This window comes from Carboxylicivirga caseinilyticus (assembly GCF_050589785.1).
Taxonomy (GTDB): domain Bacteria; phylum Bacteroidota; class Bacteroidia; order Bacteroidales; family Marinilabiliaceae; genus Carboxylicivirga; species Carboxylicivirga caseinilyticus.
This window is the reverse complement of sequence record NZ_JBNGOX010000062.1, coordinates 1-24,797: the sequence shown is the minus strand read 5'-3', so window position 1 is coordinate 24,797 and position 24,797 is coordinate 1. Positions and strand designations below refer to the sequence as shown.

The following is a 24,797-nucleotide window of genomic DNA, read 5'->3' as shown; positions in this document are numbered from 1 at the left end:
AAAACAGAACTGGGGAGGTCGCATCTTACGTTTGGTAAGATGTCTCTTCAAGAAGCCAACTTAAGATTGAAAACAGCTGAGGAATCTGAATTTCCATTAAGTATATTTCCGAAGTTTATCCAGGATACCATAATTGAGCTATACGACAATGGAAATTATAACATCGATTATACTGCTGTAAGCATTTTTACCGCCTTAGCTGGGATAATTGGTAATTCGTATCATTTGCGTAAACATATTGAATGGATAGAAAACCCATCTATGTGGGTGGTTTTGGTAGGTAAGTCAGGGCAGAATAAAAGTGCGCCCTTAAAAACAGCCTTTAAAGCCATAAAAAATCTGCAAAAGCAATACGACCAGGAATACGAAGCAGCCATAGCTAATTATGATCCTGATTTAGGTGAAAAGAAACCGACTAAGAAAAAGTTGTATTCTACCGACCCGACTTTTGAGGCTCTCATCAATATCCATAAGCAAAATCCCAATGGTATGATATTGATGCCCGATGAGTTTAAGAGTTTTATATTGAATTTGATTGGTTATAGCGGAACCTCAAAGCAAAGTCAGTTTTTATCCATATGGGATGGTGCACCTATTTCACTGGATCGTAAAGAAGTTGAAAGCTCTTCATTGAGTATGCCTTGTGTTTCAATCATTGGCAGTATTCAGGACGATGTGATTGCATCCTTTAAGGCCAAGGATATTAAAGACGGTTTCTTTGAGCGGATTCTTTTTGCAATTCCATTAAAAATGGAAAAGAAATATATCCAAAGAAAAAATCCGGATGATTATATGGTGGAGAAATTTCATTCGAGGATGAAAGCATTGATGGATAAAATTAATGAGAGTATTAATACCATAGAGTTACCGTTATCAGAGAAGGCAGAGGACTTGTTTATTGATGAAGTAAACAAACACGTAAAGCCATCCAATAAGGATGCTGCCATATCTGGAATTCTGTCAAAACTCGATAGATATATACTACGGTTTGCCCTGGTCCTTGAAGTCTCCAATAGTTTTTTTGAAGGGCAGGTGATCGAGCAGGTAAGCGAAAGTTCAATGAAGAAAGCCATTATGCTTAAGGATTATTTCTTTTCTAATGCATTAAAGCTAAATCACATGGTTTTAAATGTATATGAGGACAATTCAAAGGAAGGTAAGGTATTTCAGGTTTTAAAGAAGATTGGCAAACGGGAATTTACCAACAAAGAGTTTATTGAGATGGCCAATAAACTCAATATAGCCAAGGAATCATATGCCTACCAATTGCTGAGCAATACAAAACTGGCGCATAAGAAACAGAAAGGTGTTTACGAAACAGATGTGCTCAATTAATCTTACTGCTGCCATAAAGGCTCAGAGAAAAATATGGAATATTGTAGAGTTTGCGTAGTTGTGGAGTTTGGTTGATTCACAATTATTTACGTGTGTAGTTTGAGTGTAGTAACTGTGGAGTATGGGGCACCACAGATAGTTCAATCATTATCGCAAATTTGATGGAATTGTGGAGTGAGTGGAGTTGTATGGAGTCGTAAATACTTGAAAAACAACAATCCTCCACAACTCCATAAACTTCACTAAAACAAAAAACTTTCCTTTATGCCAGATATTCGCTATTCATTGGAAAAATACAAAGGTCGATCAACCAGGTATCATTGTCCGAAATGTCATCAAAGGACTTTTACCAGGTATGTAGACCACCAAACCAACAAGTATTTGTCAAATTATACCGGGAGATGTAACCGGGTAGAAAAATGTGCATACCATTTTACACCTAAAATGTACTTTGAGAAAAACGGATACGAACCGGATGATTATTATACATTGACGCCTAAATCAAAAACAATTGTAAAACCACCTTCATGTATTGACCCAAAGTTAATGCTAACCTCTCTTACCAATTATCACCAAAATAACTTTGCTATAGGATTGAGTAAACTCTTTCCGGAGCATATGGTTTGGGAGGTATTACAGAGGTATTACGTTGGTACTGCCAAAGGAAATAAAACAATTTTCTGGCAAGTCAATCGAGTAGGGCAAGTACGAACAGGTAAAGTAATGCAATATGATGTTCATACATTAAAACGTAATGGCTACATCAATTGGGTGCATCATATTATCAAACAAAAGGACTTTAACTTGAAGCAAGTTTTCTTTGGCGAACATCTACTTATCAATAAATCAAGGCCAGTTGCTATTGCAGAAGGTGAAAAGAATGCCATTTTCGGTGCGTTGTATTATCCGCAATATAATTGGATAGCTGTAGGCTCCGTTGAAATGCTCAATCTACAAAAACTCAATACCCTCATAGATTACCAGGTTACATTATTTCCTGATAAAGGAAAAGCATTTGAGAAGTGGAGCAAGATAGCCGAAAGTGCTTGCTTTGATGTTCGTGTAAATACCGTTCTGGAGTATACAGATTTAAATGAAGGTGATGATATAGCTGACTTGGTTATCTCTATTAAAAAAGAACAATATAATGCAAGTCCGGAAGCGCTTCTAGATAGGTTTAAAAAAAGGAATGATTATTTAAATCTATTATTGGAGATATTTGATTTGGGTGTTACAATTTAGTTGTCATATTCAAAATTGATTACATGAATCTGTTTTAAATTATTAGAGAGGAATTATAATACAGAAGATGATATTATAAATAAGAGCAATTTTAATTCTCAAAAATGGTCGCCATATTGCTACTCCAAATTACCAAAACATTCGATTTCCACTCCTAACATTTAAATAGTAATTACCAGTGATAAATGTAATTAAACAATGTTTATATCCAATAATTGCAGTTACCTTTACTAAAATTTAGATAATGTTAGTATCCGTAATTAGAAAAAATATCACATTCAACCCAGATCCAAGTCGAGTAATAGCTCGATTTCTGTTTACAGAAGAACAAAGGGCAATCAATACGATACGTTTTGTAGTAGAGATGAATGAAGATGAGGCCTCCTTTGCATTAAAGCAAACCCTTAGGGACTATTCGATGCGTCATCGGAACATTTCTAAAATATTTGAGAAGCATTTTAATCGAATTGTGTACCTGTTGCCTCTTATGAATGTATTACCAGATTCGATCGGGTATTCCAAAAAAATTCTCATTGGTTCCTATTTTACCATGGAATATTCAATAGAATCGGCTGCTTTCTTTAATCCATCAATGGTAGAGCATCCTGACCAGAGCGAAATTAGTCCGGGAGCAAAAAGAGTTATAGTAAGCTTCAGGGCTACAGGGGAGGGACATATTTCATCAATTGTTTTCAGAACAGGAATTATTGATAAAAACAATAAGTTGACTCTTGAGCCAATTGGCAATCTGCTGGAAGAAGCGGAACATATCCGTCGTCACACTTATACTAAAAGCTTGTTTGCCCATAAGTTGGATGAAATGGAAGTACATGGAATCATTCCGCCTGCGTTAATTTTGGATAAACTAAAAGAAGAATTTACTTATGGCGAACTTCGAAAATGTATAGAAGATGCCCGCAAAGCTGTGCATTTAGCATCTGATAAAGAGTTTCTTTTCAATCAAATCATTTGGCTGGCATCATCGCATTACGAACTCCAGTTCTCGTTGGATACAAATATCTCAGAACGAGTGATTTTTCCGGTTTCAGCAAATGAAAGGAACGGTATTGAAGATGCCCGTTTTGTTAAGTTTGTAGATGACGACAACACAATTAAATACTACGCCACATACACTGCTTATGATGGTGCCACAATTTTGCCAAAATTGCTGGAGACCGAAGATTTTTATCACTTCAAGGTAATGCCCTTACATGGCGAGATTGCTAAAAATAAAGGGATGGCACTTTTCCCGCGAAAAGTAAATGGTAAATATGCCATGCTTTGCCGAATCGACGGATTTAATAATTACATTGCTTTTTCAGATAGTATTACTGTATGGCGTGAGGCACAGCTATTACAACAACCAAAATATCCATGGGAGCTAATCCAAATTGGTAACTGTGGGTCACCTATTGAAACTAAAGATGGGTGGCTGGTTATCACACACGGAGTAGGCCCTATGCGTGAATATGCTTTAGGAGCAGCTTTGTATGACCTTAATAATCCTGAAAGGGAAATAGGACGATCAAAAACCCCTCTTCTAATTCCAAATTCTGAAGAAAGAGAAGGCTACGTCCCTAATGTAGTGTATTCTTGCGGATCAATTGTGCATAACGATGATTTGATTATTCCATACGCCATGTCAGATTACGCATCTACCTACGCCCATGTTAATTTAAATGAACTTCTCAATGAATTAAAGGGTTCAGAATAAAGAATTTCAGAGCCCCGTTTATTTTTTGTTTTACTGAACCTCTCTAAGATTCAATCATTTTCCTTCCTCCAATTTACTCCATCTAAAAAAGTGTGAATGATGTAAATTATATGCAGAGTTATGTAATGCTTTCTTCTTTAAGTCAACATAACTTTACTAAAGATTTTTATACAAATAGAGGAGTCATGAAAAATTCACTTTATGTTATTGCAGCATTGTTGCTGGTAATTTGGGGAATCATTTTTTGGGGATTTAATTCCTCAGGAGCTGTTCATTTATTACTTGCAGTAGCAGTTTTAATCATACTTATCAGGCTCATTTTTGATAAGCAATTATCCAGAAAATAACTTATATCCTTAAAAACAAAGAAAATGTATCCAAAACTAAAAAATCCAACATTATTTCCCGCTTGGACGGATAACTTTTTCTCCGGGTCAATGTGGCCAAATGAAGAATCTTACGTGGGGCTATCAATACCTGCAGTGAATGTCAAAGAAACTATTGATAAATTTGATATTGAAATGGCAGTACCTGGTATGGAGAAAAAAGACTTTAAACTTGATATTGATCACAATGTACTTACCATCTCATCTGAAAAAATATTGAAAAAAGAAGATGACAATGAAAAGTTCACACGAAGGGAATTTAGCTACACATCCTTTAAACGTTCCTTTACCTTACCAACCAGCGTAAACGAAGAGGCTATTAAAGCTACGTACAAAGAAGGCATTTTAATTATTAGTATTCCCAAAAGGGAGGAAGCAAAAGAAAAAGGTCCAAAACACATCGAAATTGGATAGATGGCAAAGGGTGGCTTTAAACAGGCAGCTCCTGTTAGAGATAGACATACTTATATTGATTGAAATGCTAAGCTTCATTCTATAGGAATTAAAAAACCATCCAAATGCTTTTTTTATGAGCACCACATCACAATATACTGGTTTCTTGAAAAGTTTTGGCAGGATGTATCATTTTAAATCAACTGCTAAAAAATTCGATCTCCCAATACTAACTACCCATGATCTTGCTATAAAAACATAACACAATAATGATGCTTCGAATGGTCGCATATATAATGATGTAGAAGCAAAGATGAAATGGCTGATATTGTTGAAAATTTGTAACTAAAACAAAGGAAAAATATTATGATTTATTATTTTTTAATCATTCCAGTAGTAATTATATTCTTCACAGGAATCAGAATTGTAAGGCCTACCCATCGCGGACTTATTGAGAGGCTTGGAAAATATCATAGTTTTGCCAATCAAGGATTTCACTGGATTATACCACTTGTCGACAGACTCTATCTGGTAAATGTAACCGAACAAATGATAGATGCAGAGCCACAGGAAATCATCACAAATGATAATTTGAATGCCAGTGTTGATGCACAGGTTTACTTCAGGGTGAAAGCAGATGAAGATAGCGTTAAAGAATCAATCTACAATGTAAACGACTACACCTGGCAGATTGTTAACCTTGCTCGTACAACACTGCGTAATATCATCGGCACACTAACACTTAAATCGGCCAACAGTGAACGTGGAAAAATTAACGATGCTCTATATAAAACTCTGCATGACGAAACCAAGAGTTGGGGTATTGATATCGTTCGCACCGAGTTAAAAGAAATAGACCCGCCCAAAGATGTGCAGGAAACAATGAACAAGGTTGTAAAAGCCGAAAACGAAAAAATAGCAGCCATAGATTCAGCTACAGCAGCTGAAACAGTAGCTGATGGCGTGAAACGAGCTAAAATTAAAGAAGCTGAAGGTTATAAGCGAGCTAAAATCCTGCATGCAGAAGGAGAAGCCGAAGCTATAAAGCTGGTAAACGAAGCTGCCGACAAATACTTTATTGGGAATGCTCAAATGTTAAGAAAATTGGAGGCCTTGGAAGCATCTTTAGGAAACAATGCTAAAATAGTTATTCCAACAGGTTCTGAATTAGTGAACATTATTGGAGATATGGCAGGATTACTTCCGCTTGAAAGAAAACACAAAAACGATTAGGATGTAACATAGGTGAAATCTTGAATAACTTAAAAAATTCGTTTGCAATATAGAAATGGTAATTATTCAAAATCAGGAAAAATGAAACAACCGTGATAAAAGTTTTCTCACATGCGAGGATGATTATTTTTTTGGGAGTTCCATCTGATATTTAAACGACTAAATATAAACGAATGAAAAAGGTATTAATTGCTTTGGATTATGGACCTACTGCGCAAAAGGTAGCGGAAGTGGGATTCTCAATGGCAAAAGCCATGAATGCTAAGGTTATATTATTGCATGTAATAATAGATCCGGTTTACTATTCTACTCCAGATTATTCTCCGATTATGGGCTTTACCGGTTTTATGGACGTGAGTCCTTTGGAATTAAATAGCATTGAAACACTTCAATTGGCATCGGAACATTATCTTGAAAAAATGAAACAACACCTTGGTGACAAGAACATCCAAACAGTCGTAAAGGAAGGTGAGCAAGCCGAAACGATCATAAAGGCTGCAACAGACTATCATGCTGATATTATTGCTATTGGTTCCCACAGTCATAAGTGGTTAGCAGAAATGCTCGTTGGAAGCGTAACTGAGAAAGTTTTAAAGCAATCTTCTATACCGCTTTTCATTATTCCAACGAGAAAACAAGAAGGATGAACTTGATACTTCATCTGTAAGGATGATTCTATATGGAATGAATGATTTACCAAAGCAATGTCATTTTGCTACTGTTTTTATTCCAGATAGATAAGTGCTTAGTACCCCAATTATCCTCATCGTAAAGTTGACGCAATACTAAATGTGAAAGATGCAGAAGTAATGCAATAGATCAAAGTGGTTTAGAGACTGTAGTAATGGTAACAGAAATGTTTAGAAGAGTTTTGGGATTGCAAATGATGTTATTGTGTGAATATAATACTTGAACAACTTATCAATACGTTCCATTACCACCTACTTTGACATGCCCGTTCTCAGCAAGCTTGACAGATTTCATCTGGTTCAGGATGTAATCAATAGGATACCGGATTTGGGCAATAAGAGAGCACACCTCAAGGCTTATGCAGGATGAACCTGTCAAACACAAGCAATACAATGAAAAATATGGTCTGGATATGCCTGAGATATTTAACTGAAAATGGAATGATCCAATATGAAAATGCAAAGCGCTCCAACTTAAAAACACCTGACATGAAAATATTTAAACGTCTTACAAACAAGCAAACAGATGCATTGTTAAAATACCCTGCATATATTTCAATTCTGGCGGCAAGTCTTGATGATACCCTTGATAAAGCCGAAAAAAAAGCTGCCATTGAATTTGCACATATAAAAACATTTACCTCCGATCCGCTTCTCACGAAATTTTATTTGGAGGCGGACAAAGTCTTTCGAAAAAATCTGGAACAACTCGAAAACGAACTGCCGAAAGATAAAATTAGCAGGGAGGCAGCTATCAAAAAGGAATTGGCAAATCTTGATAAAATACTAAAAAGGCTGGGGAAAAAGTACGTTATTGATGTGCATCAAAGTATGAAATCATTTAAAGATCATATTTCAAGAGCACATCACAATGTCCTGATTGATTTTATCTTTCCCATACCCATACCTGGATTGACGGATGGGTAGAGGTAATTCCATAATATAAAACAGCACATTAATCGATTGTGAAGTATGAACCCAAATACAAAGAGTAATAGAGATGCCGATGCAAATTCCAATGTAGCAGACGATATTACGTCTCTTTCTGTATCCGAATTGATGAAAAAACTGGGTTCTTCACAGGAAGGCCTTACACAGGCCGAAGCAACAAAAAGGCTGTCTCAATACGGACCCAACGAGATAGAAGAAAAGAAAACCAATTTATTACTAAAGTTCCTCACCTATTTTTGGGGCCCTATACCTTGGATGATTGAGGCAGCAGTAATCTTATCAGCAGTTGCCAGGCATTGGCCTGATTTTTTCATTATCCTTATTTTGCTAATCGCTAATTCAGTAATAGGATATTGGGAAGAACATGAAGCAGGCAATGCTATTGAAGCCCTTAAAGCCAAACTGGCTGTAAAAGCAAGGGTGAAAAGGGATGGAAAATGGGTCAATCCATCAGCATGTGAACTGGTGCCTGGTGATATTATCCGGTTACGGTTGGGTGATATTGTTCCTGCAGATGCTCGTTTGTTGGAAGGAGATTCCATTGAGGTCGATCAATCTGCATTAACAGGCGAATCACTTCCCACAACACGTAATCCTGGTGAAGCTTTATATTCCGGATCAGTTATTCGCCGTGGTGAGATTGGGGCTCTGGTTTATGCTACCGGTACAAACACCTATTTTGGCAAAACAGCACAATTGGTGCAGGAAGCGCATACTGTCAGTCATTTTCAGAAAGCGGTATTAAAAATAGGCAACTACCTTATTTATCTCGCAGTTACTTTGGTGGCAATAATTATTGCAGTAGCCATTTATCGTGGCGACCCGATTTTATCCACCTTGCAGTTTGCTTTGGTACTCACCATTGCAGCAATACCGGTTGCTATGCCGACCGTTTTATCGGTAACGATGGCAGTTGGAGCTCGCTTACTGGCGAAAAAAGAGGCCATTGTAAGTCGATTGGTGGCCATTGAAGAACTGGCCGGAGTTGACTTGCTTTGTGCAGACAAAACCGGTACCCTTACCCAAAATAAATTAACGCTGGGTGATCCTTTCTTTATGGATAATATTACCGGTGGCCAGGTGATCTTGAATGGGGCATTGGCATCGCGAGCCGATAATAATGATTCCATTGATCTGGCAGTACTTGGAGGTCTTAAAAATAATGATGAATTGAATAACTATGAAGTGGTTCATTTCCAACCTTTCGATCCGGTACACAAGCGCACAGAAGCTACTGTTAAAGATAAAGATGGCAAGAAATTTAAAGTAACCAAAGGAGCACCGCAAGTAATTCTTGAATTGGTTCATAATACAGATCAAATCAAGTCTGTTGTGGATGAGGCCGTCAATGAATTTGCAGCTCGTGGATTTCGCTCATTGGGTGTTGCCCATACCAATGGAGAAGGCAAATGGCAGTTCGATGGAGTGTTGCCTCTGTTCGATCCTCCAAGAGAAGATGCAGCGGAAACAATCGCTATTGCACTCAAAATGGGAGTTAAAATTAAAATGGTTACAGGCGATGCATTGGCCATTGCTCAAGAAACTGCCCAAAAATTGGGTATGGGCTCGTTAATTTATGATGCCAGAGGATTGGGTGATTCAAAACGAGTCGAGACTGAAGAAGTGGCCACGTCTATCGAAAAGGCCGACGGTTTCGCGCAGGTATTTCCCGAACACAAGTTTCACATTGTAGATGTGTTGCAAAAAATGGGTCACATTGTTGGTATGACAGGCGATGGCGTAAATGATGCGCCTGCATTAAAAAAAGCCGATTGCGGTATTGCAGTCTCCGAAGCAACCGATGCCGCCCGGGCTGCTGCATCTATTGTACTGATGGCTCCGGGCCTGTCGGTAATTATTGATGCCATTAAAGAAAGCCGCAATATATTCCAGCGAATGAACAGTTACGCCATCTACCGTATAACCGAAACACTTCGCATTTTGCTATTTATGACTTTATCAATACTGGTATTCAATTTTTATCCGGTAACAGCCGTCATGATTGTGATGCTGGCCCTTCTAAACGATGGCGCCATCCTGTCAATCGCCTATGACAAGGTTAAATACAAAGATCAACCCGAAGCATGGAATATGAGAATGGTGTTGGGTATTTCAACAGTGCTGGGTGTAATTGGTGTGATCTCCGCATTTGGTTTATTTTATCTGGGTGAACGTGTTTTTCATCTCGGCCGCGAACACATCCAAACCTTAATGTATTTGAAACTCTCAGTTGCAGGTCACCTTACCATCTTTTTAACCCGAACACGTGGCCCATTCTGGTCTATACGACCTGCCCGAATTTTGTGGATTGCCGTAGTCGGCACCCAAATCATATCAACTCTGATAGCCGTTTATGGATTGTTTATGACTCCACTTGGCTGGGGCTGGGCACTGTTTGTTTGGGGGTATGCACTGGTTTGGTTTCTGTTCAATGATCGTTTGAAATTATTGGCATATCGGGTTATTGATCCCGGAAAAACAAATACACAATAGCTGTGTAGTTAATCCTAATTTGTGCCTTAAAGGTGTGAATGTTGTAATATATATTTGAAGTTATGTAACGCCTTTTGTTGAGCATGGAGGTAACTTGGGTAAATATTGAATACTAATTTAAAAAATAATACAATGAAAAACAAAGTATTAAAACACCTGACAGTTATTGGTTTTGTTAAAGGCGAAGATTTAACCAAATGCGAATCTTTAGAGAAAAAAATGGATGAAGCAAAGGAGAAGCTAAACTATGCCAGAAAAGAAGTTGATGAAGCCAAACAAAAACTAATTCTTGCAAAAAAAGAACTTAGTGAATCAAAGAAAAAACTTGATATTGCTCTTGATGAATCCCTTGAGAAAATTGAGAAAGAGAAAGATATAGTACCCGGTGGAATTTTGTTTTCAAGGGGTTTCAGTACCAATGCTATTAAAAATAAATACGAAGATGCAATAGCAGAATTGGAATTAAAAAAGAACGAAATAAGCAAAAGAATCGAAACGTATAAAAATGATGGTTCTGAGAAATGGGATTCTTTTAAACAGAAACTCAACCATGATATGGAAGAACTGGGAAAGGCTTTAAAAAGTTTTACTGTATATAATCAGTAAATTATGTCTTAAATAGTATTTAATAATCAAAACGTGATATGATTTTTGCAATTCTCATTGATCCTGTACTTTCCAAATTTGTCATACTGTCAATGATTATTTTGGTTGTAGGTTTTTTGCTCAGGGTAATTAAACAGCCCTCTATCGTAACCTACTTAATTGTAGGTGTTTTGGTTGGGCCATACGGTTTTAGGCTTATCACTGATGAAATTTTAATCACCAATCTTGGGTCACTGGGGTTGGTTTTGTTGTTGTTTTTTGTAGGAATGGAAATTCATCTGCCAAATTTAATAACAAACTGGAGGGTGTCTGTATTGGGAACCTTAATTCAGATAAGTGTAAGTATAATAATTGTGTGGTTTCTGAGTGCAACTTTTAATTGGAAAATCAATCAGGTTGTTATGCTGGGGTTTGTTATCAGCTTAAGTAGTACAGCAGTAATAGTAAAACTCTTACAAGAACGAAACGAATTAATGACAAAAGTGGGACAAAATGTGCTTGGTGTACTTATCGCTCAGGATATTTTAATTGTACCTATGCTTATCATTATGAGTTATATGGGAGGAGATAAGCCGCATATAACCCAAATGCTGAAACAGTTAATTGGCGGTGTATTGATTATAGGCATAATCATTTATATTCTTAAAAAGAAGGAAATTAAACTTCCCTTCATGAAATATATTGAAAAAGACCATGAAGTGCAGGTGTTTGTTGCGTTTACCTTGTGTTTTGGATTCTCGATATTAACAGCATTTTTGGGTTTATCATCAGCATTGGGGGCATTTATTGCAGGCATTATATTATCATCAACCAAATCGATCCAATGGGTACATGACAGCCTACATGCTTTTAAAATAATGTTTGTTGCCCTATTCTTTGTTTCTATTGGGATGTTAATTGATTTGCAGTTTTTAAAAGAGAATGCATTTACTATTGGTTTACTTGTGCTCATTGTTTTTATTGTTAATAATACCATTAATGTTTTGACCATGCGTATTTTTTGTAAAGACTGGAAAACAAGTTTTTATGCAGGTGCATTGCTATCTCAGATTGGAGAATTCAGTTTTATTTTAGGATCATCTGGTTATTATTTAGGTATTATTAAAATTTACGACTACCAATTAGTAATTAGTGCTATTGCGCTTACCTTGTTTCTAAGCCCATTTTGGATCAATTTGTCGAGGAAAATTATCGGGGGTGGAGGGTAATCAAGTTGTAGTTTATAGCAATAACAAACCAGGGGCATCGATAATGCCGGGTAAAGTCAATCCCAAACAAGTAGAGGCTGTCACAATGGTTTGCTTTCAAATATTGGGCAACGACACAACTATTTATACGGCCGGTTCAGGCGGCCATTTCGAATTCAATGTTTTTAAACCGGACATGATAGGTGAAATTTTAGGGTCTACTACTCTTATGGTAATTGTTGGTCAGGTATTTAAATAGAAAAGCGTTAAATCATTGACTAATATCAAAATTAAAGCTAATTTGTGGATAATTAGTTTTTTTTATTTAGCGAAATTTATTTTAAAAATGAACAAAGGAACAGTGAAATTTTTCAATGAAACGAAGGGATTCGGATTCATCAAAGATGCAGATTCAAACAAAGAATATTTTGTGCATTCATCAGGTATAAAGGATAGTATATCGGAGAACGATGAAGTAACTTTTGATTTGCAAGAAGGAAAAAAGGGATTAAATGCAGTTAATGTTAAACTAGCATAGTTTATATAACCATTTAAAGATCTTGAGTCCCGCAATTTGCGGGACTTTTTCATATAATTCTGAGAATTTTTTCATATACCGTCAAATAACCTTCTATCATTTTTTGACGACTAAACAAAGAAGATGCCCTAGCGTAGCAATAATGCCGATTAATCGACTCTACATTTGTTACAGCATCAAGAGCTTCAGCTATGTTAGAAACAAGGAAACCTGTTTTATTTTGAAGAATTAATTCAGACATGGAGCCAAGGTTAAAAGCAATAACAGGAGTGCCGCAAGCCATGGCTTCAACCACACTCAATCCGAATGGCTCCGCAAAATGTATAGGATGTAATAAGGCAAAAGCTTTACTTAGAATTCGTTGACGGTCTTTTGGGCCAGAATTTCCCACATATATTATATCATCATTGTTTATATATGGTTTCACATTTTGATCAAAATATTTCCGATCCTGTATTAAGCCGGATATGATTAGTTTTCTTTTTGCTTTTTTAGCTATTTCTATCGCCTCATAAGTTCCTTTATCGGGATGAATTCTGCCAAAAAAAAGTAAATAGTCATCAGGTTCACTATTGAAAGCAAACTCTTCAATATTAATTCCGTTATGCACAGTAGCAATATAATCAAGTTCTGGATGTTGGTCAGAATCACTTATGGAAACATAATGAGTAGTATGGTTGTATTTTTTATATACCGGAATGATTTTGGGAGACGAAAAGCCATGGATGGTTGTGACCATTGGTGTTTTAATTAAATTTGAATAGGTAAGGGGTAAAAAATCAAAATTGTTATGAATGATGTCGAAACAATCAGCTTGTTCCATCAAATTACTGATGTGAAGGCATTCTGCAACTTTGGGATCAACAGATGAATCTTCGGCATAGGGTGTCTCGATTACCGATGACAATTTTCCTTTCGTAATGGAATTTCCGGTTGCAAATAATGTTACCTCAAGTCCTTTTTCAATTAGTCCCTCTGCAATATTTGAAGCGACTTGCTCCCAGGGTCCATATTTAAGAGGTGGTGTACGCCATGCTATGGAGGATAGAATTGCTATTTTCATTGTTTCAGTTTTAAAGTTGTTAGCTACAGTAATCAGTTACTGCGGCTACTGCCACAATCATTGATTCAACCCAAGGCTGGCCTGCTATTGTTCAAGCAATGGTCGACTAATACATCAATATTTGCAGTTCCCACACACATGACTGTATCAGCTCCACCCCAATAAATTTTCAGGTTGCCGTCATCTTCTAAAACTGCACCACAACAAAAAACTACATTATGTACATAGCCTGATATTTCATAATCTTCCTCAGGTTGGAGAATCCATTCATCTCCAACAGCAATAATTAAAGATGGATCCAACAGGTCGTGCAAAGCTGTCCCCAAGCGATACACACAGCCGTCCATTGTAGGAAAAACGCCATGATAGATATGTAACCAACCATGAGGTGTTTTTATGGGGGGTGCTCCCGGACCAATTTTCATCTCATCCCAATGGTATTGCATGGGTTTCATGATAAGTTTCGACTCGCCCCAATATTTTAAATCAGGCGAATACGATATCCAGATTGACCATGGCGATATCTCTGAATGTGGGCGGTCCAGTCGGGCATATAGTCCGTTAATTTTTTCAGGGAAGATGACTACGTTTCGATAATCGGCTTCGGTAATTAATGAAAATCGTTCAACGGTTTTAAAATCTCTTGTTTTTGCCAGCCCAATTCGAACCCCATGTTTTGAATACGCACTATATGTTATCAAATATTCATCATCGATAAACACGATGCGGGGATCTTCTATTCCATAGGTTTCATATTCTTTAAAAATTCCCTTGATAGCCGGCACCATAAATGGCTTATCATCTACTTTAAAGTTGTAACCATCTTCACTGTAGGCTATTCCCAATACGCTACGCCCATTAAGCTTATGTGACCTGAATATCATGATATATTTACCGTGATGCTTAACTACTGCAGCATTGTGCACTGTTGCTACCGGATAAGGCACATCCATCTTTGTAAGAATAGGATTATATTGATATCTGGTTATTAGCATTGGTTTTTATGAATTAGATTGCCAGACTCTTTTAGGGCTTTTGGGCAATTGACCATCATCTCTTACATTCGGTTTTTCCTCATTGGCTTTAATGTCGATGGTGTGAAACTCTTCGTAAGCCTGTAAAACGGTTAGATGGGAAATTAAATACGCCAACGAACTTTCAGCGCCCTGATTACGATTTACTCCATAACTTTCAAAGCCATCGCAACAACCGTTGGTTTCAAAATCATACAAGCTCATTCTTAAATCGTTCTCACCTAAGAACCATAAAAATGAAATGTACAGTTTGTTCAGGTATTCCTTGTCTTTTGTAACAATAAATGCCTGATGGTACATTAAAACCATGGCCATAGCATCGATGGGTTGTTGGGCAAATACTGAGCGTTCGCCATCTTTTTTATACCATTTTTCGTTACCAATTACAGACAGGTAATTTTCATTAAGTGTGTGTGCGGTTAGAAATTGCATTGAATTTATTGCAACCTCCAATACTTTATCTTCGTTCAGGATTTCGGCAGAGTGTAACAGTGCCAGTGGCAATATACCATTATCATAAGCCAATAACGATTCAAACCAATGCCAATCTGTAGTTTCGTTTTCGTGATACTGCTGAATTAGCTTGTGGGCCATATTCCGTAACCTTTCCGTCATGGAATCATCTGATGGATTTGATTTAAGATAATAGCAAACTCCAATCATGGTATTTGCAATGCTACGTATGGATTTTAAGTTTTCAAAGTTAGGTGCAGCATTGAAAAATACTTCTCTCCCGGTTTGATAATAGGCATCATTGGGAGCGTTTCCCAGTAAATACCCCAATGCCCATATTGTTCGGCCAAATGAATCTTCAGAACCTATTTCGTCGAGATAATGTCTGCTAAAGCTTAAGAAATTTTTGAACGTGCCATCCTTATTTTGCATATAGTGGATATAGCTTAAATAAACCGGAGACAGTTCAAGTGCCCTGGAGTCTTTTATTTGTTTGTACGCCATTAATACCATCAGTAAAGCACGTGCATTGTCGTCGAGGCAGTAACCTTCTTTGAGATTTGGGATGCCAAATTTTGCATGCTGAATAATACCTGTGTCATCGGTTAATCTGTTGATGTGTACCATTGAAAATGGTGGCAGAATAAGCAGGTCCATTATGGTATCTTTATTTGCTATTTTCTCGACTTTTTTTGTCAAAACCTTATGAGCTACTTTCAAATACTTCTCGCCGATTTTTGGCCAAGTTATTTTCTGTCCGTAAGCTCTGGCGTTACTCTTAAGCAAATTTAATTTTTCAGGATGGTCAAACAGTTCTGTTATTATGAAGGAAAGTTCCTCTGAATCATTAAAGTTAAAAAGTCGGCCTCTGCCATCGGCCAATAGTTCCTCTGCATGCCAATAGGGTGTTGATATTACTGCTGATCCCACTCCAACGGCATAGGATAATGTACCACTGGTAATTTGTGCTTCGTTCAAATATGGTGTAATATAAATGTCGGTGGCCGACAGGTATTTGAACAGGTCTTTAACGTCCAAAAATTCATTCAGAAAAACGACATTATTCTCAAGTTTAAGGTTTTTGATAAGGCGCATTAAAAAAATACGGTATTCTTCGCCGGAGTGTCTGACAACATTGGGATGAGTTTTACCTAAAACCATATAAATAACATTGGGATGCCTTACTAAAACTTTTGGCAAAGCTCTAATAACTGTTTCAATACCTTTGTTACGTCCAATAAAGCCGAATGTCATTAGTACTTTTTTGGTGTCAATTTTTAATTCTTTTCGCGATATTTGACTATCGAATTGTAGGTTAGGAACTCCATGGTCAATGAATTCAATCTTATCAGCAGGTACCTGATAAATGTCGACCAAAAATTCAATGGCCTTATGACTCATTACAACTATTTTATTGGCCATTTTACAGATTTCCTGTAAAACTGCTTTCTCGATATAGGAAGGTGTTTTGAGAATAGTATGTAATGTAACGATAAGAGGGACATCTAGCCGATGCAGTAAAGGCAAAATATAAACACCACTCTGGCCGCCAAATATGCCAAATTCGTGTTCTAGTATGCAAAGGTCAGCCCCGCTTAAGTTGATTAATTCTGCAGCGTGCAGATAATCTTCCTGCCTGTTCTGTCTGATAATACCTTTTACTTCATCGGGATATTCATATTCATTTGGAAAATCACTTAATGCGACAACAAACCCTTCGTTTGAATCGTTTTCATTGGAAAGATTATTAACCATTGAGTTGAACAAATCATTTGTAAATGTTCCAATACCACATTCTCTGGGTGGGTATGTTCCTATATATGCAATTTTCATTTTTATCCTCTTTTCTCTTAAATTGATAGATGCAATACTTAACAATAGGGAATTAACCCATAAGTGAGTGGAATACCTAAGTCAGACTTCGCTTTTTTTGTTTTTTTCTCTGCGCCTGGCTTCTTTGGCTATCCGCTTCTCTTTTAGTGTTTTTTCGGGTGCTTTCTTGTTGTTTTTTTTGCTTTCTTTTTCTTTTGACATGATGTTTGTTTTTAGTTTAAATTTATTCTATAGTTTTCCCAGAGGTAAAGTAAATTTAAACTCACTTCCTTTTCCAGGTTTACTTATTATCCATATTTTACCATTGTGAATGTCTATAAACTCCTTACAAAGTGATAGACCAAATGCTGTTCCTGTTTCACTATTTGTACCAGGTAATGAGATGTTTTTGCCAGAATCAAAAAGTATATTACTTACTTTGCTTTCCATTCCAACGCCATAATCTTTAATAGTAACCTCAAGAAACCTATTGTTCTTACTCAATGTACTTATGTCAATTTTTCCGTTCAAATGTGAGTACTTTATGGCATTACTTATTAAGTTTCTCAATATACTTTTAACCATGTTTTTATCAGCAAACACTTTTATTTCAGAAATAATAGGCAGCGTAATTTTAATATCTTTCAGCGATGCAAATAATTCAAGGTTATCAGCCTCTTCAATGAGGATTTCTTTTAAGTCAATAATTTCAGGTTGAAATGAGTTATTATAGTTTTCAGCCAAAGCCCATATAAGAATACCATCAAGTAGTTTCATTGTTTGTTCAGCAGATTTTAGAGCGATTTCAATATATTCTTCAACCTTATTTCTATTCCATTCAAATGCACCTTCTTTTAACAATCCTAAAAAACTTATCATGGAACTCATTGGTGATTTAATATCATGCCCAATTATTGCTATAAGCTTCTTATTGTCGGCAATGATTTTTTTTTCTTTAATCTCAATTTGCTTTGAAAACTGATGGTTTGATATAACTTCTGAATGATTAATAAGCTTTAGCTCTTTCATGATTCTTCATTTCATTAATATAAAATCCTTTCAAATTTGAACTGCTTCATAACCGCTCTTAATGGTAGTTGAAATCATTTTAAACCTCTGGTTTGCTATAATATTATTTGATGTATGAGCAGGGATTATGATGCCTTCACCGGTTTTCAGTATGTTTTTATTTTCGTCAATTACTACTTCTGCGGTACCTTCAATAATTTGAATGAACGTATCGAAGGGCGATATTTTTTCTGCAAGAGCTTCTCCGGTATCAATAGCTACAACACTTACATTTCCTGTAGTTTTTCTTATAATGGTTTTTGTTACCACCGAATTCGGAACATATTCAATAATTTCAATTAAAATATGCGACTTTGATTTTTCCATTTCAGTGGTTTCCATATGCTTTGTTTATACTTAAAGGTACTTTAAGCAATAGAACCATGTGTTATACTATTGAAGGTTTAATTTACATCATTCACACATTTTACCGGGATTGTCTGAGTCCATATATTGTTCTGAAATGATATCCATAAATTGCAAACGTTACTGCATCTGAGAATAATCCTGGTTTGTTAAATAGTGTCCAGATAAGTAATTTCCAATACTCAATTCTTCCTTTATTTACGATCCCTATAACATACATCGATTTTAAGAATGCATTTATTAGAGAGAAATTGATTTTTTTTCGCCTTTTGTATAGACTATTGTAATTCATCAACAAACGTCGGAGTCTTTTATAATAGGGTTTAGCTTCGTATATATTATGAATTATTTTTTTATATCCGTCCAATAATTCATCTAGATCCATTTTGGGTATAAAATTCATTGATGAATCGGTATTGTTACCCGTTGCCTCTGTGGTCAACCTGTTTTCGGTTTCTAACCTCTTGTATAAAACTGTGTTTTTTGGGGCATTCAATAGTCCAACCATGGCCGAAACAATTCCACTCTTTTGAATAAAATCGATTTGCCGCTGAAAAACACTTGGGGTATCACTGTCAAAACCTACAATAAAGCCACCTGATACATGAAGACCTGAATTTTGTATTGTTCTTATGGACTTCAGTAAATCGCGATTTTTGTTTTGCACTTTATTACACGTACGAAGCGCTATTTCATCGGGTGTTTCAATCCCAATAAAAGTTGAGGTAAAACCTGTTTCAATCATTAAGGACATTAATTCTTTATCATCAGCCAGATCAATTGAGCTCTGAATATTAAAGACAAATGGATACTTGTGCTTGTGCAGCCATGTTTTTAATGTCGGTAAAAAATGTGTCTTGATTTCCTTTTTATTACCTATAAAATTATCGTCAACAATCGAAACAGGACCTCGCCAATTTAGTTGATATAATGCCTCCAGTTCCTTTATTGTTTGCCTGGTGTTTTTCATTCTTACCTTGTGACCCAGAAGCGACGTAATTTCACAAAAGTCACATGAGTAAGGACACCCTCGTGATACCTGTATGTTCATAAAGACATATTTCTTCAAATCCAACAAATGATAATCAGGCACAGGCGAAAGGGATAGATCGGCATATTGATCGGTTGTATATATTTTTTTAGGTTGCCCATTAGACAAATCTGCGAGAAACAAGGGTAATGTAATTTCAGCCTCATTTAAAACAAAGTGATCAATAAGGGGATAATTTTTGTATTCCTGGGTGAAAAGCGGACCGCCGGCAACAATTTTTTTATTAAGTTTCACACATTCTGAAATTATTTTGTTGACAGATTCTTTTTGAATATACATCGCACTGATGAATATATAATCGGCCCAAACAATATCCTTTAAATTAAGTTCAGAAACATTAAGGTCGATCAGTTTTTTCTGCCAATTGGAGGGTAGCATTGCCGATACAGTAATCAATCCAAGAGGTGGAACAGCAGCTTTTTTTGAAATAAACTTTAACGCATGCTTGAAACTCCAAAAGGAATCGGGATAGAGTGGATATACAAATAATATTTTCATGCCTATTTTTCTTGCGTTGGTTTATTTAATTGCATTGGAAAAATAAGTTTTGAGTAAACTATTGAGGAAGAACTGGCTATAAATGAAGTTTAAATATTCAGCCCAGTTGTAAATTTTCTAATGCATTAAAATTGCTTCAACTATTTAAGGTTAAAGTTCGTGAAACAATAGAATGGAGGCGTTATAGATTTCTAATAAAAAATTACATAATTCACACATTTTCGAGCGTGTCGCGCCTTTTATTTTTGAGATCCTTAAAATGGGATGGGGTAAGTCCTGTAATTTTTTTAAATTGATTTGACAAGTGTGCCGCACTGCTGTAGTGCATTTTATAAGCTATTTCAGAAAGAGTTAGTTCATCATAAACAATGAGTTCCTTAACTTTTTCAATTTTATGTGTCAAAAAGAACTTTTCAATAGTTATCCCTTTAACTTCTGAGAATAGATTAGCCAGATATGTATAGTTATGATTAAGTTTTTCACTAAGGTAGTCAGATAAGTTTACTTTTATTTGATCATCAGTATAATGTACCAGTTCAATAATAGCAACTTTTATTTTTTCAACCAGAATACTTTTTTTATCATCCATCAATTCCAGTCCTGATCTTCTCAAACTATAATCTAATTTTTTTAACTGATCATCAGATAGATTCTCAGTAACATTTGCTTCGCCTATATTGACATAAATATAGTTTAAACCGAGCTTTTCCAGTTCACTTTTAACCACCATTTGGCAGCGTATACATACCATATTTTTAATATATATTTTCAATATTCACATATTAGAACTGAAATATCTAAATTTAATGATTATTAACAAGTATATAAAGTAGCAAGTATCAAAGTTTTATAATTTCGATTTCAAAGCTTATTAAATGAGGCTCTTAGGTATAATGTTATAAATGCTTTTCTTATCTTAATTTAAGGTAGTGGTTTTTAAAAAATGATCTAAACATGAGCATCTTTACCAGATTATGAACGTTCAAAATATGCAGAAGTGCTATATTCATTACATTTTTTTGAAAGAGTGCGAATTCTTCCTTCCAGTTTTCTTTATCAAAGTCTGTAACTAAAAACCAGGAGGTGTTATCTTCTAAGAGAGGATAGATACCATTAAAATGTTTGCCTTCAAGATGAAGTTTAATTTCGTTGGATGTGAGTGGTTTTCTTATTTTGTCTTTAAAATTTGCTAAAGTATCACCGCTCATTTAATATTGTTTGTAAGCATACGAATCGTAGCTATATGCAGGCATATAACCTTTTTACTTCCTTTTTCCCAACGGATAGCAAAAACATCTTTACGACATTTAAAGAGTTGTTGAATCAGTTCTATATGATGATCTATATTGCTCATTAAGTTTTAGATAGCTAATCATTACAAAGAAAATGATATCTATCTCTATAAAAGCAAATTTTTAGTTTAGGACTACGGCCTCCAACTTATATAATCGAGTGATAAATGTTATTTTGTAATATAGTGGTTAATATATTAGCTAAATAATGAAAAAGAGGTTATATTTGACTAAAATATTAGCTATATGTACTCAATTAATCCAACGCCCTATGAAATTGGTAAGGAATTGGCCAAACGCCACAAAGCCTTGCGTAAACAATTAAAGTTATCACAATCAGATATGGCAGAGAGATCTGGTGTCTCTTTAGGTAGCTTAAAACGTTTTGAAACTACCGGACAAATATCTTTGGAATCATTGCTTAAGTTAGCTCACCTTCTTGATAGGCTGGAAGATTTTAAATTAGTTTTCCAACCCAAAGAAGACTTAGGCAATATTGAGGATCTTTTTTCGACTAAATAGTAGGTAAAGAAACTGTTATGGAAAATATAAAAAATATTTTAGTGTCTTTGGAGCTTGAAGGTCAAAGTTATGAGGTAGGGGAAATGGTAAGAGATAATCGAACAATCTACTTTCGCTATAATACTGATTTTTTGAAATATGGTATCAATATTTCACCAATTAAGCTGCATTATAATAATAAAATCAATTCCGCCGGTTTTGAACCCTTTGATGGACTGTATGGTGTTTTTAACGATTCGTTACCTGATGGTTGGGGAAGGTTGTTGTTAGATAGTACACTTGCGTCGAAGGGAGTAAATATGCAAAATATAACTCCATTGGATCGATTAGCTTACGTTGGTGATAAGGGTATGGGTGCTTTATGTTACAAGCCAAGGTTTGATGAAGATGTTGCAATATCATCTGAAATTGAACTGGATATGATAGCCCGGGAAATGGATCATATTTTGAAAGGAAGCGATTCTGATATAATTGAAGAGCTATTTACTTTAGGTGGTTCTTCCGGTGGAGCACGTCCTAAAATATTTGTTGGGTATAATAATGTCACCAAAGAATTAATGTATGGTCATCATAAACTGGCAGGAGGTTTTGAAGATTGGCTGATTAAATTTCCATCATCGTCTGACCCTAAAGAGATTGCTAATATTGAATACGCTTACCATAAGATGGCTTTAAAAGCCGGATTGGTAATGAGCGATTGTAAACTATTCACAGGACGCTCGGGACAAACATACTTTGGTACAAAACGCTTTGACAGAATAAAAGAGAAAAGAATTCACATGCATACTGCAAGTGGATTGATGCATGATAATTTTAGAATGAGCACCATGGATTATGGTCATTTAATGGATTGTGCCTTTCAACTTGAAAAACATGTGAAAGCATACGAAAAAGTATTACGTCTGGCAGCTTTTAATGTGTTTGCTCACAATCGGGATGATCATAGTAAGAACTTCTCTTTTTTAATGGATGTCAAAGGTAATTGGAGTTTTGCACCTGTATATGATCTCACTTTTTCAAATTCAGCATATGGTTTTCATAGCACAATGGTTGCAGGAGAGAGTAAGAATCCGAGAAGGAAACATTTGTTGGAGTTAGGCTTACATTTTGGAATAAAGAAACCGGAGCTGATATTGGAAGAAGTGCAAGATGCAGTTTCTCATTGGGACTCAATAGCTAAAGAGTGTGGCGTGTCACAAAATGCTATTATAACGATCCAAAAGGCAATTAATGGAGTGAATCAAATTAATTAACGACCTTTATTAGCATGAAATTTAAATATAAGTCTTGAGCAAATATCGCATATCGCGATATTTGCTCTAAGCCTATTTGTTTTTAATACAAATTCGCAATCTTCTCCATATTCTTACTAATCAAAGCCTCTGTCGTTCTGGCATAGCGCTGAGTCATTTTTGTGCTGGAATGACCTAAAGTCTTTGATACAACTTCAAGAGGCATGTTGTTTTCTAAAGCAACTGTAGTCGCAAAGGTATGTCTGGCTGTATGTGTTGATATAGGTTTATCTATACCGCAGATAGTTCCGATTTCTTTCAAATATGCATTCATTTTTTGATTGCTCAATACAGGTAGGACAGCATCCTTTTCAATAAGTTCCGGTTCGTTTTTATATTTAGCCATTAATTTTTTAGCAGCTTCAATTACAAAGATGGTACTCATTTGATCTGTTTTAGTACGTTTTTTATGAATCCAGGTAATTCCGTTTGCATCGGTTGTGATGTGTTGTCTTTTTAATGATTTTACATCAGAGAAGGCTAATCCTGTAAAGCAGCAGAAAACAAAAACATCACGTACCTGTCTTAATCGCTCCATACTAATATTCTTTTTTATTAAGGTATCCAGTTCTTCTTTAGTTAGATAAATAGCATCAACAGGTTTTAATTTAAATTTGATGGTCGCAAATGGATCTTTCTTCATCCAGCCGTTAGCCAGGGCAATTCTGACTATCTTCTTAAAGTTCTTTAAATACTTAATGGCAGTATTATGAGCGCATTTACGTTCGGTTTTTAGATATAGCTCATAATTACGTACGAATTGATGGTTCAGATCTTCTAACGCAATATCTTCACGTTTGTATTGCCAACGTATAAAGTCTTTGGTGTGCATATAGCAGGTTTCGTATCGTTGAATAGTATCAGGGGCGAAGTCAATACCGATTAGTTTTCTTGCATTATCATTGTGTTCCTGGAAAACTTTCAGGATAGTACGTCTGGTTTCTTTTTTACCAACCATCTTTTCTTTGAGAATTCTTGGATTAATAGGTTGGTTATCCATAGTCATAAAATTAAAATATGATTGGATTTTTGTTCTGTGAAGTTCAATGAGCTGATTGATTTTCTCAGCCTGATCAGAATTACCTTTTACGAATTGTTTGGATTCATTCCACTGTTTAGGCAGAATACTTTGCTTTAAGCCATACTCGTCTCTTTCCTTGTTGATAATGATTCGAACGAAGATTGGAGCTTCTCCGTTTTTAAGCAATTTTGTCTTCTTTATGAAGAAGTTGATTTTGATGGTCTCAAGTCCACTCATAATAATAAATTTTTGATGTTAAAATTATTTTTATGAGTTCATTTTGATGTAATCTAAAACCGAGCAATACAGCGTAATACAGAGCTTTTTTAACCGTTTCTGGTGGACTAAAATGAGGACTTTTTTAGTCCACCAGAAATCCACCGAAAAACTGCGTTTTTTTGCTTCTTTTTGCAAAATATTGCGCATTAAAAAACCCTGTAAGTCAAGACTTACAGGGTTTTACTTTAAATTGCTTTCGCTTTCAGCGGAGAGAGAGGGATTCGAACCCCCGGTACCTCGCGGTACAACGGTTTTCAAGACCGCCGCATTCGACCACTC

Annotated in this window: 25 protein-coding genes; 16 read left to right on the top strand and 9 right to left on the bottom strand. The window is 35.8% G+C overall.

The window, feature by feature from the left end:
• From ACRD62_RS21380 to ACRD62_RS21315, 14 genes are all read left to right on the top strand, one after another.
• On the top strand, positions 1-1,335 hold a 1,335-nt coding region (locus ACRD62_RS21380; RefSeq protein ID WP_430822130.1), incomplete at its 5' end, for a DUF3987 domain-containing protein.
• A gap of 264 nt (positions 1,336-1,599) precedes the next feature.
• A complete protein-coding gene (locus tag ACRD62_RS21375; protein ID WP_430822129.1) occupies positions 1,600-2,577 on the top strand; it encodes a DUF6371 domain-containing protein in 978 nt (325 codons plus the stop codon).
• A gap of 244 nt (positions 2,578-2,821) precedes the next feature.
• Positions 2,822-4,291, top strand: a complete 1,470-nt coding sequence (locus ACRD62_RS21370; RefSeq protein WP_430822128.1) for a glycoside hydrolase family 130 protein — start codon at positions 2,822-2,824, stop codon at positions 4,289-4,291.
• Positions 4,292-4,476: 185 nt separating this feature from the next.
• On the top strand, positions 4,477-4,638 hold the full coding sequence (locus ACRD62_RS21365; RefSeq protein ID WP_430822127.1) for a hypothetical protein: 162 nt from the start codon (positions 4,477-4,479) through the stop codon (positions 4,636-4,638).
• 24 nt (positions 4,639-4,662) lie between these two features.
• Positions 4,663-5,091 (top strand): Hsp20/alpha crystallin family protein, encoded by a 429-nt coding sequence (locus ACRD62_RS21360; RefSeq protein ID WP_430822126.1) that lies wholly within the window; start codon positions 4,663-4,665, stop codon positions 5,089-5,091.
• Positions 5,092-5,436: 345 nt separating this feature from the next.
• Positions 5,437-6,303 (top strand): SPFH domain-containing protein, encoded by an 867-nt coding sequence (locus tag ACRD62_RS21355; protein ID WP_430822125.1) that lies wholly within the window; start codon positions 5,437-5,439, stop codon positions 6,301-6,303.
• Between the two features lie 173 nt (positions 6,304-6,476).
• Positions 6,477-6,950: a universal stress protein gene (locus ACRD62_RS21350; protein WP_301201838.1), complete on the top strand. Its 474-nt coding sequence runs from the start codon at positions 6,477-6,479 to the stop codon at positions 6,948-6,950.
• 262 nt (positions 6,951-7,212) lie between these two features.
• Positions 7,213-7,362 (top strand): phosphoketolase family protein, encoded by a 150-nt coding sequence (locus ACRD62_RS21345; protein WP_363320294.1) that lies wholly within the window; start codon positions 7,213-7,215, stop codon positions 7,360-7,362.
• 119 nt (positions 7,363-7,481) lie between these two features.
• Entirely contained in the window at positions 7,482-7,919 is a 438-nt protein-coding gene (locus ACRD62_RS21340; protein ID WP_301201839.1) for a hypothetical protein, read from the top strand.
• Between the two features lie 45 nt (positions 7,920-7,964).
• The gene (locus ACRD62_RS21335) at positions 7,965-10,436 is read left to right on the top strand and encodes a plasma-membrane proton-efflux P-type ATPase (protein WP_430822124.1); all 2,472 of its coding nucleotides are present in this window, start codon (positions 7,965-7,967) and stop codon (positions 10,434-10,436) included.
• A 132-nt stretch (positions 10,437-10,568) separates the two neighbouring features.
• Complete coding sequence (locus ACRD62_RS21330) at positions 10,569-11,042, top strand: hypothetical protein (RefSeq protein WP_301201842.1); 474 nt, start codon at positions 10,569-10,571, stop codon at positions 11,040-11,042.
• A gap of 38 nt (positions 11,043-11,080) precedes the next feature.
• Positions 11,081-12,250 carry a cation:proton antiporter gene (locus ACRD62_RS21325; protein WP_212219520.1) on the top strand — a complete coding sequence of 390 codons (1,170 nt, stop codon included), beginning with the start codon at positions 11,081-11,083 and terminating at the stop codon, positions 12,248-12,250.
• Positions 12,240-12,488 (top strand): lyase family protein, encoded by a 249-nt coding sequence (locus tag ACRD62_RS21320; RefSeq protein WP_430822123.1) that lies wholly within the window; start codon positions 12,240-12,242, stop codon positions 12,486-12,488. The genes ACRD62_RS21325 and ACRD62_RS21320 overlap by 11 nt, the downstream gene beginning before the upstream one ends.
• A gap of 87 nt (positions 12,489-12,575) precedes the next feature.
• Complete coding sequence (locus ACRD62_RS21315; protein WP_212219518.1) at positions 12,576-12,767, top strand: cold-shock protein; 192 nt, start codon at positions 12,576-12,578, stop codon at positions 12,765-12,767.
• A 49-nt stretch (positions 12,768-12,816) separates the two neighbouring features.
• Here the strand turns inward: ACRD62_RS21315 and ACRD62_RS21310 are convergent, their stop codons facing one another.
• The 8 genes from ACRD62_RS21310 to ACRD62_RS21275 form a co-directional block, all read right to left on the bottom strand.
• Positions 12,817-13,830: a glycosyltransferase family 4 protein gene (locus ACRD62_RS21310; RefSeq protein ID WP_430822122.1), complete on the bottom strand. Its 1,014-nt coding sequence runs from the start codon at positions 13,828-13,830 to the stop codon at positions 12,817-12,819.
• 65 nt (positions 13,831-13,895) lie between these two features.
• Positions 13,896-14,825 (bottom strand): glycoside hydrolase family 130 protein, encoded by a 930-nt coding sequence (locus ACRD62_RS21305; RefSeq protein WP_430822121.1) that lies wholly within the window; start codon positions 14,823-14,825, stop codon positions 13,896-13,898.
• Positions 14,826-14,831: 6 nt separating this feature from the next.
• Positions 14,832-17,150 carry a glycosyltransferase family 4 protein gene (locus ACRD62_RS21300; RefSeq protein WP_430822120.1) on the bottom strand — a complete coding sequence of 773 codons (2,319 nt, stop codon included), beginning with the start codon at positions 17,148-17,150 and terminating at the stop codon, positions 14,832-14,834.
• A 228-nt stretch (positions 17,151-17,378) separates the two neighbouring features.
• Positions 17,379-18,158, bottom strand: coding sequence for a sensor histidine kinase (locus ACRD62_RS21295; RefSeq protein WP_430822119.1), 780 nt, complete (start codon positions 18,156-18,158; stop codon positions 17,379-17,381).
• 30 nt (positions 18,159-18,188) lie between these two features.
• Entirely contained in the window at positions 18,189-18,539 is a 351-nt protein-coding gene (locus tag ACRD62_RS21290) for a cupin domain-containing protein (protein ID WP_301201851.1), read from the bottom strand.
• 85 nt (positions 18,540-18,624) lie between these two features.
• Complete coding sequence (locus tag ACRD62_RS21285) at positions 18,625-20,112, bottom strand: B12-binding domain-containing radical SAM protein (RefSeq protein WP_430822118.1); 1,488 nt, start codon at positions 20,110-20,112, stop codon at positions 18,625-18,627.
• Between the two features lie 211 nt (positions 20,113-20,323).
• Positions 20,324-20,842, bottom strand: coding sequence for a helix-turn-helix domain-containing protein (locus ACRD62_RS21280; protein WP_430822117.1), 519 nt, complete (start codon positions 20,840-20,842; stop codon positions 20,324-20,326).
• A 181-nt stretch (positions 20,843-21,023) separates the two neighbouring features.
• Entirely contained in the window at positions 21,024-21,320 is a 297-nt protein-coding gene (locus ACRD62_RS21275; RefSeq protein ID WP_430822116.1) for a TOTE conflict system archaeo-eukaryotic primase domain-containing protein, read from the bottom strand.
• Positions 21,321-21,650: 330 nt separating this feature from the next.
• Between ACRD62_RS21275 and ACRD62_RS21270 the strand changes: the two genes are divergently transcribed.
• Together ACRD62_RS21270 and ACRD62_RS21265 are read left to right on the top strand one after the other, a co-directional pair.
• Entirely contained in the window at positions 21,651-21,926 is a 276-nt protein-coding gene (locus ACRD62_RS21270) for a helix-turn-helix domain-containing protein (protein WP_212219493.1), read from the top strand.
• A gap of 17 nt (positions 21,927-21,943) precedes the next feature.
• Positions 21,944-23,179 carry a type II toxin-antitoxin system HipA family toxin gene (locus tag ACRD62_RS21265; protein ID WP_430822115.1) on the top strand — a complete coding sequence of 412 codons (1,236 nt, stop codon included), beginning with the start codon at positions 21,944-21,946 and terminating at the stop codon, positions 23,177-23,179.
• A gap of 82 nt (positions 23,180-23,261) precedes the next feature.
• On the opposite strand, the gene ACRD62_RS21260 is transcribed toward ACRD62_RS21265, so the two are convergent.
• On the bottom strand, positions 23,262-24,476 hold the full coding sequence (locus tag ACRD62_RS21260) for a phage integrase SAM-like domain-containing protein (RefSeq protein WP_430822114.1): 1,215 nt from the start codon (positions 24,474-24,476) through the stop codon (positions 23,262-23,264).
• Positions 24,477-24,797 lie beyond the last annotated feature (321 nt).